This window comes from Spirosoma lituiforme (genome assembly GCF_054776635.1).
Window position 1 is genome coordinate 168250 of record NZ_BAAHBO010000009.1, and the last position, 17675, is coordinate 185924.

The window sequence follows — 17675 nt, forward strand, 5'->3', positions numbered from 1 at the left end:
CCATACATACAGGAGAAGCACAACAACGATCAGTAGCAAGCCAATGAGCAGGCATTCCCCCCAGACAAGTCTGGAAAATTCATTAGCTGGACGAAAACGGGATGTGGCACGTCGGAACGGCAGCATGCACAATCAGTGACTTGTAAGGATTATATTTTATACCGGAATTGCTCAACAAAAGTCTGTTGATGGCAGCCGACGGGCGTTCACTGGGCTTGCAAACTGTTGGACTCAGTTTGCAGCAGGCTGATTTCAAGTCAATTTCTTATCATTTTCGGGGAGATAGCCGTCAGAGTTGCGTGCTTTCAGCGGCCGAAGCAATAGGTAATGACGACGAATCCTACGTTCGGGGGCATGCGGCCCTTTGTTTTCTCTTCAGAATCTCCGGACGATTATTAGAAGATGAAAGGATTGGTCTTTTGTAAAGGTTAATTATTACAGAATTTATAGTCTCTTTGGGGCTCCGATCAACACTTCGGTTACGCTAAACCTCTTATGCGGTGCTATTACGCTCTTCTCGGTTACTTGATTCTGTGGTCGCTGGTCACGACTGCATCCATTGCTCAGGCACCGATGCGTTTCGAACGAATTGGCTCGGCCCAGGGGTTAACGCAGAGCACCGTTCGCAAAATTTTTCAGGACCAGCGGGGCTTTCTGTGGATGGCTACCCGCGACGGGCTCAATCGTTATGATGGGCACGTGTTCCAGACGTTTCGCCATCGCCACGATGACCCCAGGAGCCTGCGAAGCGGTGACGTCGTTGCTGTAGGCGAAGACCTAGGCGGGCAACTCTGGGTAGGAACGTACACGGGTGGGCTGCAACGGCTTAATCCCGATGGCCGGACGTTTACACATATCGAACGCACGACAAACGGCCTGGATGTCAGCCATTGGGGTATTTCGAGTATCGTGACGGATCGGCAGGGACGCGTCTGGGCCGGAACCCTGGGGAGCGGCTGGCTGGTCGTGGATACCAAACGCAACCAGGCTACTCAATACCTGCTGCCGGACTCTGTGGGGAGACTCGATCACGTTGTGACCTGCGCGTTGAAAGACAAGGATGCCAGTTTGTGGTTTGGCTTCGATAATGGTCTCATCGTTCATTTCAATCCTGACGGACGATTCATCCGGACTTATCAATTACCCCCAGCCGCCCAGCGGTCGCGGATGCCCAAACGGATCACGGCATTTTTGCGCAGTCAGTCGGGGCAACTGCTGGTCGCTACGCGCAATATGGGTCTCTACGTGCTGGACGAGCAGCATGGCCAGCTAACCAGGCTATATGGGGAGGTGGGCCCAGACCGGAGCGATAATATGATCACGGCCATTACAGAGGATAAATACCGAAACCTCTGGGTAGGCACTGACGACGGCATCCGACGCTTTACGTTCGACAACCCCAGCCAGGTGCAGACCTTACGCGCCGACCCTTCGGATGAATCCAGCCTGTCGACTCATGCGATTCAATCACTGCTAACTGACAGACAAGGCAACGTATGGGTAGGTACCTGGGAAGGTGGTATCAATGTGTGGTATGCTGACCCGCCCCGGATTGAGGTAATCAGTCAACGGCCGACCGGCCCGCGTCGCCTGTTGACGCCCAGGGTTTCGGCGGTAAGTACTGATACGGAAGGTAACTTGTGGGTGGGTTCCGTACGCGGCCTGTTACGCATCGGAACCGATGGCCGATCTATGCAGCCTGTTGCCGCGCCCTTTGCCAGTCAGGATGTGTACCGGATGTTTACGGATCGAAGCGGTCATCTTTACGTCAGTTACTGGAATGGGGGTGTTGTTCAGTACGATGCGCAGGGGCATTCCAAAGTCCTTACGTTGACTCCCTCAACGAGTGGGCATGTTCTATCATTTGCCCACAAACAGGATGGAGGTGTCTGGATGATTGACAGCGACCAACGGTTGTATGCCTATGACCCTAAACGCAATCGGGTTGATAGCCTGGGTCTTATCCGCCATTTGCTCCGTACAAAGAAGTACATGACGTTTACCTGCCTGGTTGAGGATCGGCACGGCTGGCTTTGGTTAGGAACGTACGATCAGGGCCTGATAGGCTGGAATCGACGTAATGGGCAAGTAAAAGAGTTTTCTTCCGGGACTGGGGGCATCAGTGATAATTACATCACCTGCCTGTTTGAGGATTCGGCGGGCGACTTGTGGGTGGGTACCAACAGCGCCGGTCTAAATCGAATGCAGCCGAATCAGGATCGGTTTACCCTGTATACGAAGCACAATGGCCTGTCGGGCGATATGATTGCTTCAATGGAAGAAGATGCCTACGGTAATCTTTGGATCAGCACCAGCGAAGGGCTAACCCGCCTGAACCGGTCGACCCAGCAAATGACGGTTTACAGCGAAACCGACGGGTTACCGACCAGCGAGTTCGTCAATCCAGGCAGTGTGCGGTTACCCAACGGTGATATTGCCTTCGCCAGTACCCAGGGCCTGGTGTTGCTGCACCCCGATCAGTTCGCGAAGCCGTTACCTGCTCCACGAGCCTATTTGGCTGAACTGGAATTGTTCAACCGACCAGTCGTTGCAGGAGAAGCCGACTCTCCCCTATCGGTAGCTCTAAACGCTACTAAAGAGTTGACCCTAACCCCGCGCCAGAATGTGTTCACGCTCGACTTTGGGGCGTTGAGCTGGGGACAAAACCGCCACCTCGCCTACGCGTACAAACTGGAGGGGTTCGATTCCGATTGGCGATACACCGACGAACAGAAAAACACGACCTATACCAACCTGTCACCCGGTGCGTACACCTTCCGGCTTAAAGCGGCCCAGACTGACCAGCACTGGGGTCCTGAAACACAATTACGGATTACGGTACTACCTCCCTGGTTTAAGACCAGGTGGGCCCTAGTTGGGTATATCGTTCTGTTGCTAGGACTGTTTGCGCTTATCCGTCGGAATATCCGCGTTCAGGAAAAACTAAAAGCCGACGCCCGGATTCAGGAGATGCGGGCGCAGTCGATCCGGCAGCTCGACGACGCAAAAACAAGCTTCTTTACCAATGTATCGCACGAGTTTAAGACGCCCCTGACCCTGATTTTAACCCCATTGGAAAAGCTACTAGCGGAGGAGCTTCCCGCCGTCGACCGACTACAACATCAGTTTTGGGTTATGCACCGGAACGCCAACCGGTTACTGACGCTAATTAATCAGTTGCTGGATCTGTCGAAACTGGAAAACGGTGCCCTGGAACCTCAAATTCGGCTTACTAACCTTACCCAACATTTGGATTCGCTGGTTCGCTCGTTTGAAAGCATGACGCAGGGTAAAGGCATTGAGATGAAGGTATGGTTTGATCCAGCGTTGAGCAGCGTCTGGTCAGACCTGGACTTCATCGAGAAAATTGTGACGAATCTGGTATCTAATTCACTCAAACACACGCCGGAAGGTGGACAAATCAGCTTGCGGGCTGAGATCATCGACAATCAACTACAACTGACCGTTACCGACACGGGTGTAGGTATGACCCCGCAGGAGCAAAGCCGAATCTTCGAGCGCTTTTACCAGGGCGAGCAACGCAAATCGTCAGGTACGGGTATTGGCCTGTCTCTGACCCGGGAGTTGATCGACCGACTGGGGGGCAGTATTCGGGTGACGAGCACTCCTGGCCAGGGCAGCACGTTCATTGTTCGGCTACCGGCACAGGCGGAGGATTTCCATCCCGACTGGCTGAGCACGCCGATGGTGGCATCACCCGTACTCTTCGATGAATCTGTTCCCGATCAGTCCGGTACATTGTCGGCCGGGTCGCTGGTTCTGTTAATTGCCGAAGATGACCCTGACCTAAACGCTTACCTGACGGATTACTTTTCCGGTGAGTTTCAGGTATTGTCAGCCACCAACGGTCAGCAGGCGTTGCAACTGGCCCGCGAGCATCTACCCGACGCCATCGTCAGCGACTGGATTATGCCCGAACTGGAAGGGCCGGAGTTGTGTCACCTGCTGAAAACGGACGAGAAGACCAGCCATATTCCTGTCGTTTTACTCACCTCAAAAGCCAGCGTACCGAGCCAGTTAGCTGGCCTGGAGGTAGGCGCCGACGATTACGTAACCAAGCCCTTCAGTGCTACACTACTACGCGGTAGAGTGCAAAGTTTAATCGCTAATCGCTTGCGGCTCAGGCAGGCGTTCGTTCAGGAGGTCTGGTTACGGCCCAGCGACGTGAAGCTATCGAATGTCGACGAAGTATTCTTACAACGCGCAACCGCCTTCATTGAGGAGCATATCGACGACGCCCATTTCGATGCCGAGCATTTGCAGGAGCTACTGAACATGAGCCAGATGCAGCTGTACCGAAAGCTCAAAAGCCTGACCAGTCTATCGGCCCGTGACTTCATTCGTTACATCCGTTTGCAGCGAGCGGCTCAGCTACTGGAAACGGGTCAGGTAACGGTATCGGAAGCCGGATACCGGGTTGGCTTCAACGACCGGAGTTACTTCAGCCGGGCCTTCAAAAAACAGTTCGGTCACGCCCCAGCGGAACACCTGTCGGTAAAAGACAGAGCCTGATACTGTCAGCAAACACCTTATACGGCCCTTAGAGAAACATTGTCACGTCAATCGGGCAGATTGACTATTGGTTCGTCTCATCCTGTTAGTCGGTTAATTATCAGCTTAGGGGCGGTGTTGGGGGACCGTCTGCGGAACCACGCCTTTGCCTTCAGAAAATTGCCGGAATACCTGCCGCATCCGAGTAGTGAACCTGACCGATTCAGGGGAACGAAATGCTCATGGCTAAACCCTGGAAAAAAGAAGTTTCATTATCCGATCAAACATACCATCTTCAGCAGAACCGGTTCCGTTGCCTGCAGCAAATAGTACACTCGCCAATCGGCTCGTTCATCATTTAACCCACAGGAGCAACATAGTACTCTATCGTGTCGCTGTGCCATAAGATACCCACCATGTGCCTTATAGTTTCGAGGTTGCGCAGCTATTTGACTACGTTGATATACCAATAATGACAAAAGGCAGTATTCCCAGAATGTCGTTTGACTAACCCGCTCCTCTGCACACTCGTGTGAAGTGGTATAAGGAATGGAATCTGCCCCGGTGCTTCGTGTAATAAGTCGCCAACCCGTCAAAAATCCACCCAGTGCAAACCGGAGACAACAGTTTGCAAATCCAGTGAACGCCCGGCAACAGCGCTTTCCTGACTTTTGTTGAACAATTCCGACATAAGATATAACCACTGCGCGTGTGTACAATGCAGTCAGTGCGGGCCGGAGTGAAAATACCTACCCTGCAAGTCAGTTTGTAGGGAGCAGCTATGTGGGCGTGAACTCGGCGAAAACGGATGGCTGAAGAGTACCGCTGTTCCAATCGCCAGCGCTGGAAACTACCTGAGCACGTGCTTGGCAGAGTATACGCATCGTTCAGGATGGCAAAACGTTCGTCCGCTTCAAAGGGAAAGACCGTGGGTGCAGGGTCAGCAATTACCGGATTCTCATTCAGCAGGATAAGCGGATCAAAAACACAAAATGGCAACAACATCCGTAATGCTGGGTTAAGCGCTGGCCTGCACCCAGGATCCTGGCAGCAATTATCGTAATCATATAAATTTAGTTAACTATGTTTTCGGGTAGAATAAAGCGCCTGCGTAAGATTAACCTAAAACTCGTGCCGCAGGTGATAGCCCTCATGCTGCTGCTGAGCGCTTATCAGCGTACTGGCCCCTCTAAATCGTTTCTGAGTCGATACTTCAGTCAGTTGAACGATGCCGACAAACACGACCCCAGGAACGGCGTGGCCAGCCTGAGCGTTGCGCAGGGGCTGGAGGCTGCGCTCTTTGCTGCTGAGCCGATGCTCACTAATCCCACCAATATTGACGTCGACACGCGGGGGCGGGTCTGGGTGTGCGAAGCCTACAACTACCGTCCGGCCATCACGGGGAACGCCACCCGTAAGGAGGGCGACCGCATCGTGATCCTGGAAGACACCGATAAGGACGGCAAGGCCGACGTATCAAAGACGTTTTACCAGGACCCCAGCATCGAATCTCCCCTGGGCATCTGGGTTCAGGGGAATCAGGTGATCGTTTCGGATAGTCCTAACGTCTGGGTTTTGACGGACGACGACGGCGACGACAAAGCCGACCGCAAGGAATTGCTCTTCACGGGTATCGGTGGGGAGCAGCACGACCACGGCATGCATACCTTCGTCTTTGGGCCCGATGGTAAGTGGTATTTCAATTTCGGCAACGAAGGTGGGCAGTTGAAAGACAAAACCGGCAAACCGGTGATCGACGTGGCTACCAATAAGGTGATCAACAAACAAAACTTCAGGCAGGGTATCGTCTTCCGCTGCGATCCGGGCGGCACCAACGTAGAAGTGCTGGGTCAAAACTTCCGCAACAACTATGAGGTGGCCGTAGACTCGTACGGTTCATTGTGGCAGAGCGACAACGACGACGACGGAAACCGGAGTACACGCATTAACTATGTGATGGAGTACGGTAACTATGGGTACACCGACGAGATGACCGGGGCTGGCTGGCAGGCCAACCGCACGAACCTCGAAACCGAGATTCCCAGTCGCCACTGGCATCTGAACGACCCGGGCGTGGTGCCCAACTTGTTGCAAACCGGCGCCGGGTCGCCCACGGGCCTTGTTGTCTACGAAGGCCAGCTGCTGCCTGAGGTATTTCGCAATCAGATCATCCACTGCGATGCCGGGCCAAACGTTGTACGGTCCTATCCGGTGCAGAACGACGGCGCAGGTTATAAAGCCCGTATCGTGAATATACTGGAAGGCGTTCGCGATCAGTGGTTTCGTCCGGCCGATGTCTGCGTTGCACCTGATGGCTCGCTTATAGTTGCAGACTGGTATGACCCCGCTGTGGGTGGCCATCAGGTGGGCGATTTGAACAAGGGTCGTATCTACCGGGTTGCCCCACCTAAAACGCCCTATACCATTCCAATTGTAGAGGTAGCCTCGGTAGAAGGTGCCCTGGCGGCCCTGCAAAGCCCAAACATGGACGTTCGTTACTCGGGATGGCAGGCGCTGCATAACCTTGGAGCCAAAGCAGAAAAGCCGCTGGCAAAATTTTATAAGCACAGTACGGATTCGCGGCAGAAAGCCCGCGCCCTCTGGCTGCTGAGTAAACTGCCGAACGGTAAAGGTCAGCGCTATATTACAGAAGCACTGACCGATAACGATCCAAACCTGCGAATAACAGCGCTGCGGGCCGCCCGGCAAATGAGTGCAGCCATAACGTTGTCGGCGGTAAAGCACCTCCTCAATGACCAAAGCGGCCGGTCGAACGATGTACAGGTACGTCGGGAATGTGCGATTGCACTGCGTCATGCTACATCCCCCGAAGCACCGGGACTGTGGGCCCGGTTGGCTACCTTGCACGATGGTACTGACCGCTGGTATCTGGAAGCCCTGGGTATCGGAGCCGATGGCAACTGGGATACCTACTTTCCGACGTATCTGAAGCAACTGCAAAACAGCCCGCTGACTACTGCCGGGGGGAGAGACATTGTTTGGCGGGCACGCACAGCCGCAGCTGTTCCAATACTGGCTACCCTGGCGGGCGATGACTCCCAACCGCTCAGCAGCCGACTGCGCTACTTCCGGGCGTTTGATTTTAACCCCGGCAGGGAAGCAAAGTCGCAGGCGTTGCTGAACCTGATAACCAGCCATGACAACGAAGTGGCCAGGCTGGTCCTTAACCATCTTGATCCGGCCTTTGTAAAAAACAACCCGTCAGCTTCGTCGGCCCTGACGAAGCTAATGGACCAGGCCTATGGCACAACCGAATACCTCGAACTGGTAGCCCGCTATGAGCCGACCACCGAGAACCTCCGGCTGCATCAGCTGGCCCTTGCAAAACCATACGAAAGTCTGGGTCAGCAGGCAGCCAGGCAACTACTAACCCTGAATGGGGCTAAGTTGCTCTGGCAGACCATCAATGGACCCGATGTTGACGCGGCAAAAGCCGCGCTGACGTCGATACGAACGATTGGCAGCAAAGTCTCCCTGGATATGCTCAGCGATGTGGCGCTCGACAAAAGGCGCGCCCCTGCGCTTCGGAAAGAGGCTATCCGTTTTCTTGGTGGTAGCGAAAAAGGAGAGGATTTGGTAATTGCCCTGCTCAAATCGGGTCAGATAAAGGGCGACTACAAAGCGGTGGCCGTACAGGGCGTGGCAGGAGCCTGGCGCCGAAGCATTCGCACCGAAGCAGCTGGTTTTTTAGACGGAGGCACCACGGCCCTGACCGGAAAAATGCCAGCCATGACCGACCTGCTGGCACTCAATGGCGAGGCTACTCGCGGCTTAACGGTGTATAAAAACAACTGTTCCATTTGCCACATGGTCGGCGAAACCGGTATGGACTTTGGCCCGAAGCTGACCGAAATTGGCTCGAAACTACCGAAAGAGGGGCTCTATCTGGCCATTCTTTATCCCGACGCGGGCATTAGCTTTGGCTATGAGGGCTGGGAAGTGGCTTTCAAAGATGGCAGCAGTATGACGGGCATTGTGTCGAGCAGGACCGAGACAGACCTGCAGATGAAATTTCCCGGCGGACTCACGCAATCGTATAAAATGGCTGATGTGAAGACGATAAAGCCGTTGGATGGCTCGTTAATGCCCAGCGGCCTGCATGAAGCAATGTCGGCCCGGGACCTGGCTGATCTGGCTTCTTACTTAACTACGCTGACCACAACTAAGTAATCGTATCGGTGCGGGCGACAGTGAGATCAATGGGCGGTATTGCGGTTGTGATTCCACTGGCCGCGCTGAGTTTTTGGCGGCTGTGCTGTGTGGAGTCAATCAGTAGGCTAACAACCCCTAAAATGGAGATAATACATTTGACTGGAGACTATTTTTAGGCAGATTTGAGGCAAACATCAATTCAATCATGAGTGTTGGGGAAATGGCGCAGCCCGTCCGTATGGTCTATGTGCAGGTGCGTTAGTACTACCGACCGCACATCCGTTGGGCGAATGCCAAGCTGACCCCATTGCCGGTCAATCTCCTGCTCACGGGCAACGTCGAACCGAAACGCGTGGGTATTGACAAATTCGTTCAGGAAACCCGTTCCACGGAAATAATTGGGATTCGTAATAGCCTGATTCTCGCCGGTATCAATGACAAATATGCCTTCGGGGTGTTCGATCACCCACACGTAAATGGGCATCCAGTCGGCAAAGTGGCGATTGAGCAGAATCCGGGGCTTTCGTAGAAAACCAAAGTTACCTGCGTGCAAAAACGCATCCGTAACGGCAACCAGTCCGGTTGAGATGGCATGAATTTTCACCCCGCCGGGTAAGGATACGGAGGTAATGGGCGGGTTTACCTCTGGTTTACTGGCACCTGATGTTGATCCTGACGACTGGCCCTGGGCCATTAAGGATGCGAAGCTAAGGCCGATGGTAGCGGCGGCTGTCTGGCCGAGAAATAGTCTGCGTGTCATGGCGTTTGTTGGTCTGTTTGACATGACAAACCTACCGCCCGCCCAACGTCGGCGCATTAACAAAAGATAAGAACAGCGAGTGGGTCAGCCTACCGGTGCATAATTCGTTTGCGAATACGACTTAGGGAAATCGGCGTGATGCCGAGGTAGGTAGCTAGATGATGCTGGGGAATCCGGTGGAGTAAGTCAGGGTGTTCACGCAACAGATGCTGATACCGCTCTTCGGGGCTATCGAGAACGAACGCCGTAAAGAGTTTGTGCAACGCTACAAAACGATCTTCCATGACAATACGGACCAGTTTGTCCATGGCAGGCACCTGGGTATAAAGTCGTTGAAGCGCATCGTAAGATACCGCCAGTAACTGACAAGGCTCCAGCGTTTCCACAAAATGAGGACTAGGTGTTTGGGTAATAAAACTATTGTAAGCCCCGGCAAACTGGTTCTCCGTAAAGAAAAAAGCCGAACGATCCACGCCCTCTTTTTCATAATACAAACGCAGACAGCCTTCTACCACAAAGTATACCTCCCTTGCCACCGCCCCTGCCGATAACAGAACCTCCCGACGGGTGTAGGTTTTCGGTTCAAAGGCGGCCTGTATAAACAACCAGTCGGTATCGTTGAGTGAGATTAGCGATGCAACGGCCTGGCGTAGCCGCTCATGGGGTGTAGGTGCGCTCATGCTGTAAAACTAATACGTTAATGAATTAACTTACAGGCTTTTGCTAGTCTTAGCCTAAAATGCATAGCTTGGGACCATGTTCGACCGACTCAAAGAAAGCCTGGAGCGTCTGCTACCCCTTACCCGTGAGGAGTTTGTGTATTTTGTGACGTTGCTAAGCCCGCGTAAACTGGCCAAATACGAGCCGTTTCTGCGAGCGGGCGAGGTGTGCCGCGAGATTGCCTTCATCAATCAGGGATGCATACGATACTACTACCTGAAAGACGGCGACGAGTTCAACGGCCAGTTTTTCTTTGAAGGCTCGTGGCTCGGCGAATACCATAGCTTCCTGACGGGTCAACCTGCCATTCAATACATTGACGCGCTGGAGGATTCCGAACTGCTGGTCATGCAGTACGGCGATATGCAGAAACTGTACGAGGAAATTCCCAAGTTTGAGCGCTTCGGGCGAAAACTAGCGGAGAACGTGGTCATCGGTTCGCAGCGCCGAACGGCTTCGCTGCTGTTTGACACGCCCGAGGAGCGCTACCTTAAACTGATGCGCGAACGGCCTAAAGTCATTGAGCGAATTCCGTTGCATCACATCGCGTCGTACCTGGGCATCAAGCCCGAAAGCCTCTCACGCATCCGCAAACGGCTCGCCGACCAGCGATAACTGAGCCACCGGGCTGTCCGAATTTCTTAACCCAAGTCAAGTAAGTAGTTGACGTACTTAACCGGAGTCAAGGCATCCGGGCGGAGACGGGGTGCACCTTTGTCACGTAGTTCAATCACTAAAAAACTAACTGACAAAGCATATGAAAACGACTCCTGTTTCTCTGATGCTGGGCATGGCAGCCCTCTTTTCGCTGGCAACCACCGTTCGTGCGCAGAACACTGAGCCAACGCCAGCGAAGCTGCCTATTTACGGAAACATCAGCATTGGCTACGGCAACACGTTCTTCTCCGGCACATTAGGTGAGAAAGAAACCATCAACGATGGGCGCGGCTTTGGCCGCAACCAGGGAAACACCCTGACGACCTGGTTCTACGTGGCGCCTGCCCGCTGGAAAGGGCTTGGGGTAGGCACCGGCATCAAAGGCTTTTTTGCAACTCCTAACAACGGGGGTGACAACGAAACCTACCTGTACAACTACTACCATGTGGGCGTTGGTGCGCGGTATTATCCCCTCAGCCGGGTGTTCAACAAGGGCTTTAACGTGAAAAGCAGTTTCGGCATCGGGCAGATGACCGAGAAACTGAAGTATAACAAGACCCGCACGTATGACCACCAGTTTGCCATCGGGACCACGCTGCTGGCGGGTGTGGGGTACTCGATTCCGGCCTTTAAAAAGCGGGCGGCTGTCAACGTCGATCTGGAGTTCGAAACCTCTAATCGGCGGGGTGATGTAACGGGTCTTGGCGAAAACCAGCCGTTCCGCAACACGCATGTCAGCCTGAACGTCGGCCTGGGCTTTTAATTACGTTTAAACGAAAACCCACACAAAGTACATTCCAAGCACAGACAATCATGCAACCAACACTCGAGATCTCAACGCAGGCGGTGCGCTACGGGCGCATCAGCACGAAGCAATGGCTGGTGGCCCTGCTCATCGCCGAACTGATTACGGTACTAGCTCCGGTAGGCGTATTGTCCGTTTACTTTCGGTTTCCCGGCATCCTGCGCGAACCGGCCAGCGTAGCCCTGCCTCTGTTTGCGGCTAATCAGTCGATAATTGTACCCGCCTACTACGTCTTCATGTTGTCGGGGCTGCTGTATTTGCCGATGTCAATACTGCTACGCAGGCAGTTAAGCGCGTCGGCTACACAAACAGCGGGCCGTCTGCTGATCGGATTGGGGGTTGCCACCGCCTTGTTTCAGGCCATTGGCTTTAGTCGCTGGTTGTTTGCGGTGCCCTACCTGGCCCATGCGTATGAACAGGCTACAGCCAACGCAGCCCTGCGCGACTCAGTTAGTTTACTGTACGCTACCCTAAACCAGTACGCGGGTATTACCCTCGGCGAACACCTGGGATTTCTATCTATGGGTAGCTGGACAATCTGTCTGGCACTCATGCTTCCGAAATCTGATGGATTCTCTAGCTGGTTTAGCTGGGCTGGCATGCTGACGGGGGGGCTGATGATCATCAGCGTGGCCGAGCATTTCGGTACGTCGCAGGCCGAGCTGTTTGGACAACTCAACTTCATTGCCAATACACTTTGGTCGGCCTGGCTGCTGGTGCTGGCGGTGCGGCTTAAGCCAAGATAATAAAACCAGATCGGCTGTTCTATAATTGCTCTGCGACCCGTTAAACATCTGTTCATCACCTGTACGCTGGTATTGGCGCGGGCTACCTGACTCACCTGCCCGACGACTGCCATCAGCGCAGAACTTGTGCCAATATTTTTTTTCGACCAGATAGATCTGCTCGTGTTCGAGTTGTTTTCGAAGGAGGTTTAACTGAACGATTTTGTTAATGTCTTGTCCTGATATAGGTTGTCAGATTTTCACCAAAAATCGACAACCATGCAAGACCACATTCGCGACCTGCTGAGTCGCTTCCAGTACAGCGAACAACTCCGGGAGACGGCCGTATTTCGTATCCTCTTTGGCGGTGAAGAAGTAAGCCAGGTGATGGAGGATTTAGGCATTCATTGTGGCCATACCTTGCGCAGCTGGGTGCAACTTTATCGCCAGAAGATGAAGACGGGCCTATTAACTTTACCCGCCATGAAGCAAGCACAAAAGCGCGACATGGCCGCCTTAAAACAGCGAAATGAAGAGTTGGAACAGACTCTACAGCAAGCCAATTTGCTGATTTTGGCGCTCAACACCATGATTGAGACCGCTGAAAAAGAATTAAACGTGCCGATAAGAAAAAAGTCTGGCACCAAACGGTCTTAAACCTTCGTGAAAACGAGATAGCAAAGGTAAGCGTCGGAAGCCTTTGCCGACTGTTTGGTGTGAGCCGACAAGCATTTCACGCTAGAAAACAACGCTCCCAGCGATCGGTGAGCCATGCGATGTTAGTACTGGACTTGGTGACGGCCCTCAGACGAGATGTGCCTGGCCTGGGCACCCGAAAATTACATCTTTTGTTAGCCGAACCATTAGCCAAAAGTGGCATCAAATTAGGTCGTGACAAGTTGCACAAGATCTTATACAATCATGCTATGGTTATCCGTCAGGGTCGACAGGCACCCCGGACAACTGATTCTAATCATCGCTTACAGAGATATCCTAATCTGCTTATTGACAGGGTTATAGATGCTCCCAGACAGGTTTGGGTTAGTGATATAACTTATTTGTATATAGGGTTAGGATTTGGCTACCTATCGTTAATAACGGACGCTTATTCAAAGCTGATCGTGGGGTACTGCCTGCATCCATTCTTAACAACAGAAGGTAGTTTAAAGGCCCTAGATATGGCTTTAGCTACCCATTTGGAAAGGGAAGATGAACTGATTCATCATTCAGACCGTGGCAGCCAATATTGTAGTTTTGACTACGTTCGCAAGTTAAAAGGAGCGAACATTTTGATTAGCATGACGCAGCAAGGCGACCCTTATGAAAACGCCATCGCTGAACGGGTGAATGGCATATTAAAGACGGATTTCCGGCTGAACAGAGTGTTCGTTACTTTTGAGGAGGCTGAGAAGGCGGTTGAAAAAAGTATCTACAATTATAATCACCTGCGCCCGCACATGAGCTGTGGTTACCTGACTCCGGTGATGGCTCATCAGAGTGATCATCCGCTTAAAAAGCACTGGAAACCGAAGGTATATAAACGGTCCAAGGTTGTCCGAGACCAGGGCCAATTTGGGTAAGTCCAACTGTTTCATCTATTTTGACAACGCTATACCAGGATTACTATTGACCAAAAATTGCTGACCGAAAAACTGACAACTTATTTTCAGGATCAGACAACGGTCAACTTTTTTTAGGACGCTACAGAAGGGCAAATATAGAATTCAACCGGACGTTTAAATGAACGGTTACAGGGTGGGAGGGAAGGGGCTAGAAACGGCCTTTTTTGCGTTCAAAAAATGCGTTCACTTTAATCGATCAGTTTTTCCCATCAAGTTGAAGCTTAATTGAACGTCTTCTCCCCAAAGTAGAACTGGCTAAGTTGAGTTAATTATTTACGTAGAATACATTTAGCTATCACCATATATAGGTCCTTACTTGCATTAACAAACAATGTTTGCGTATTTGTGTGTCTTTGCTCAAGAGAGGAGTACACTTTATGTCATCTAAATTCTTCACAAATCGAAAAGGAAACAGCTTACTAAAAAAGTTTGAAGGCGTTTTCGACAATATCCAGAACCTCTACGCTTTTCATGCTGTAGTTGGCTACTTCCGGGCATCAGGTTACTTCCGAATTCGGGAGAAATTGCTTAAAGTTCCTGAAGTGAAAATTTTGGTTGGCATTAACGTGGATAAGTTGTCGGCGGATGCTCAACGCCGGGGTCTGCTCTTCCACGGTGATCCCAACCGTACTCGTGACGAATTTATTCGCTGGATGCAGCAGGACATCAAAGATGCCCGTTACGCCAAAGAAGTGGAAGAAGGCATTCTGACATTCATGCAGGATGTTATGGATAAGCACATCGAAATTCGGGCGCACAATTCCCAGAAACTACACTCAAAAATCTACGTCTTTCTGCCTAAGAATTTTTCTGAGAATACAGACGGGCGAGTAATTACCGGTTCGTCAAATCTGACGGACTCTGGTTTAGGAAGCGGCAAGAATTCGTTCAACTATGAGTTCAACGTTGAATTACGTGATTATAGCGATGTGTCATTTGCGGAGCAGGAGTTTCAAGAGCTCTGGAAAGAATCAACATCCATTTTACCTGAAGATTTCCAGCGAGTTAAAGACAAGACACATATTGATAAAGAGTTCAAACCCTTTGAGATTTACATCAAGTTTCTAATCGAGTACTTCGGACGGACTATTGAATATGACCCCGAAACGGTAGGAGATGTGCCAAATGGTTTCAAGAAGCTTTCCTATCAGGTTGATGCAGTCAATCAGGGGTATCAAATGTTAATGGACCACAATGGCTTTTTTCTAGCCGACGTAGTGGGTACCGGTAAGACGGTTATGGGTACTATGCTGGCTAAACGATTTATTATTGCCAATGGCTCGGCCCATACCAAAATACTGGTAGTGTACCCTCCCGCCCTGGAAAAGGCATGGAAACGAACCTTTCGACAGTTTGGGATTGATCGTTATACCAAATTCATCAGTAATGGCAGTTTAGACAAGATCATCAACGAGGACATTAATTACTGGACAAAAGAAGAATATGACCTCGTGCTAGTGGATGAAGCACATCGTTTCCGAAATCACCGATCGTTAGCCTTTCAAAACTTACAGATAATCTGTAAAGCAGGACGACTACAGAACGGCCTGGTTGAAGGGAATCATAAAAAGGTTGTGCTAATTTCAGCAACACCTCTAAATAACCACCCCCGCGACATATACTACTTGCTATCATTGTTTCAGAATATTCGTCGCTCGTCACTCAACGAAACAAATCTGCAACGCTATTTTGGAGGAAGTAACGGCGTTTTTGAACGATATGACAGACTCAAACGACAACCCCAGCCTGATATGGAACGGTTACGGGAGTTGTATACTGGTATTCGGGAGCGTATCATTAAGCCAATAACCATTCGACGTACCCGCGCCGATTTGCTGGGTACAGAACAATACCGTAAGGATTTAGAGGAGCAGGGTATTACGTTTCCATCCGTTGCCGAGCCATCCGCTATCCAATATGAGCTCGGGCCAGAACTGGAACCACTCTTTTACCATACTATTCTATCCCTGACCGATCAGGAACAGATTCGGTATATGCGCTATCAAGCCATTGCGAAATTGAATGATAACGTGCGTGAAGAATTCTATCCGAACGCGTCTGAATTGTCAGCTTTTTCGTTGGCCGGTATCATGCGGACGCGTCTGGTGAAACGACTCGAAAGCAGCTTTTATGCGTTCAAAGAATCCCTTCATACATTCCATTCGGCTACCGACTTCATGCTAAAAGCTTACCGGAATGGAAAAGTATTTATCTCGCCTGATTTGGATATAAATCTGCTACTCGAAAGAGGATATACTGAAGAAGAGATCGAAGAAGAAGTGTTGAAGAAGGGCGATCAGAAGGCGGGGAATCGTGTATTTGATAGCACAGATTTTAAACCGGATTTTGAAGAAGGCCTCCAACACGATCTTACAATTCTGACTAATCTGTGCGAAGCCTGGGACAAGGTAAACGAAGACCCTAAATGGGAGGTATTCCGACGCCTGCTCGAAACGGAATTATACCGACAACCCCGTAACCGAGAGAAGAAATTAGTCATCTTCACCGAATCAAAAGATACATCGGACTATCTGGTGGAGCAGATGAAAAATGCGGGTATAGGGCAGGTTCTGGCTATCTCATCTGATAATCGAAAAGCGCTTTTTGAATCGGTACTAGAAAACTTCGACGCCAACTACGATAAGCCATTTAAAAACAGCTTCGATACCATCGTCACCACCGAGGTATTAGCAGAGGGCGTAAACTTGCACCGCTCCAACATAATTGTTAATTACGATACGCCCTGGAACGCTACCCGACTTATGCAACGCATTGGGCGAGTAAACCGGATTGGTTCGCTGGCTCCTATTATATACAACTACAACTTTTACCCATCTGCTCAGGGCGACGGGCTGCTTGACCTCTACAACAAATCCTATGTAAAACTACAGGGTTTTCATACGGCGTTCGGCGAAGATGCCCGCGTTTATACGTTGCAGGAAATTGTAGAACAGTTCAAATTGTTCCAGCATGGAACCAAAGCCGAACGTGATATTCGGTTAGAGTACTTAGAGTTTTTACGAAAATTCCGGGACGAGCAGCCCGCTGAATTCCTGCGTATCAAACGCCTTCCCCGCAAAGCCCGGACGGGACGAGACCCGAAGCCGCACGACGATACCACACATGGCACATCACTCTGCTTTGTCCAGAGTGAGTTAAAAAAAGAACTATATGTAGTAAAGGATGGGAAGGCGCATGATCTGACGTTTGAACAGGCGGCCCACATCTTCGAAGCAACTGAGAACGAATCTGCTCGGCCCCTGCCCGATTGGCATTTTGAGCAAATTAATGTGGCTGTCCGGCGATTTGATATGGAGCAGCAGGAACAGCAGACAACACCTATTGCTGAACACGCCGATGCCCGTACCAACACGGCCAAAGCATTTCTACGGCAATTGAGGCCTCATGCGCTCACCGATCTATTTGAGGTAGCCTACAAAAAAATGATCCCGTTGCTAGATGAAGGAACGTATATCAACTTAACCATCGACCTTGATAAATTACGTCGTAAAACGCAGAAGGCTGGTAAGTTAGCCAATGTTGAAATGGACGTTATAAAAATTGCGGATAAGTACACCAGTAAATTAAATTTAGCTGATGAAGCCGCGAACCGCGAACAAGATCAACCGGTTAATGCCACCGCCGACCGGCTTCCCGTTGAACCGGAAATTATTATTTCAGAAACGTTTCTGTAGGGACAC

General features: G+C 51.1%; 10 protein-coding genes. 8 read left to right on the plus strand and 2 right to left on the minus strand.

Going from position 1 to position 17675, the window contains the following annotated elements:
• Nucleotides 1-495: 495 nt before the first annotated feature.
• Nucleotides 496-4533 (plus strand): hybrid sensor histidine kinase/response regulator, encoded by a 4038-nt coding sequence (locus tag ACYU87_RS24205; protein ID WP_461136603.1) that lies wholly within the window; start codon nt 496-498, stop codon nt 4531-4533.
• 1131 nt (nt 4534-5664) lie between these two features.
• A complete protein-coding gene (locus ACYU87_RS24210) occupies nt 5665-8703 on the plus strand; it encodes a PVC-type heme-binding CxxCH protein (RefSeq protein ID WP_461136628.1) in 3039 nt (1012 codons plus the stop codon).
• Between the two features lie 181 nt (nt 8704-8884).
• On the opposite strand, the gene ACYU87_RS24215 is transcribed toward ACYU87_RS24210, so the two are convergent.
• Both ACYU87_RS24215 and ACYU87_RS24220 read right to left on the minus strand, forming a co-directional pair.
• On the minus strand, nt 8885-9445 hold the full coding sequence (locus tag ACYU87_RS24215; protein ID WP_461136604.1) for an MBL fold metallo-hydrolase: 561 nt from the start codon (nt 9443-9445) through the stop codon (nt 8885-8887).
• An 89-nt stretch (nt 9446-9534) separates the two neighbouring features.
• Entirely contained in the window at nt 9535-10125 is a 591-nt protein-coding gene (locus ACYU87_RS24220) for a Crp/Fnr family transcriptional regulator (protein ID WP_461136605.1), read from the minus strand.
• Between the two features lie 76 nt (nt 10126-10201).
• Between ACYU87_RS24220 and ACYU87_RS24225 the strand changes: the two genes are divergently transcribed.
• The 6 genes from ACYU87_RS24225 (at nt 10202) to ACYU87_RS24250 (ending at nt 17669) form a co-directional block, all read left to right on the plus strand.
• Nucleotides 10202-10780: a Crp/Fnr family transcriptional regulator gene (locus ACYU87_RS24225; protein WP_461136606.1), complete on the plus strand. Its 579-nt coding sequence runs from the start codon at nt 10202-10204 to the stop codon at nt 10778-10780.
• Nucleotides 10781-10922: 142 nt separating this feature from the next.
• Complete coding sequence (locus ACYU87_RS24230; RefSeq protein ID WP_461136607.1) at nt 10923-11585, plus strand: hypothetical protein; 663 nt, start codon at nt 10923-10925, stop codon at nt 11583-11585.
• 50 nt (nt 11586-11635) lie between these two features.
• Complete coding sequence (locus ACYU87_RS24235; protein WP_461136608.1) at nt 11636-12373, plus strand: DUF4386 domain-containing protein; 738 nt, start codon at nt 11636-11638, stop codon at nt 12371-12373.
• Nucleotides 12374-12631: 258 nt separating this feature from the next.
• Nucleotides 12632-13009, plus strand: coding sequence for a transposase (locus tag ACYU87_RS24240; RefSeq protein WP_461136609.1), 378 nt, complete (start codon nt 12632-12634; stop codon nt 13007-13009).
• The gene (locus tag ACYU87_RS24245; protein ID WP_461136629.1) at nt 12964-13932 is read left to right on the plus strand and encodes an IS3 family transposase; all 969 of its coding nucleotides are present in this window, start codon (nt 12964-12966) and stop codon (nt 13930-13932) included. The genes ACYU87_RS24240 and ACYU87_RS24245 overlap by 46 nt, the downstream gene beginning before the upstream one ends.
• A gap of 419 nt (nt 13933-14351) precedes the next feature.
• Entirely contained in the window at nt 14352-17669 is a 3318-nt protein-coding gene (locus ACYU87_RS24250; protein WP_461136610.1) for a helicase-related protein, read from the plus strand.
• The last annotated feature ends 6 nt before the right edge of the window (nt 17670-17675 follow it).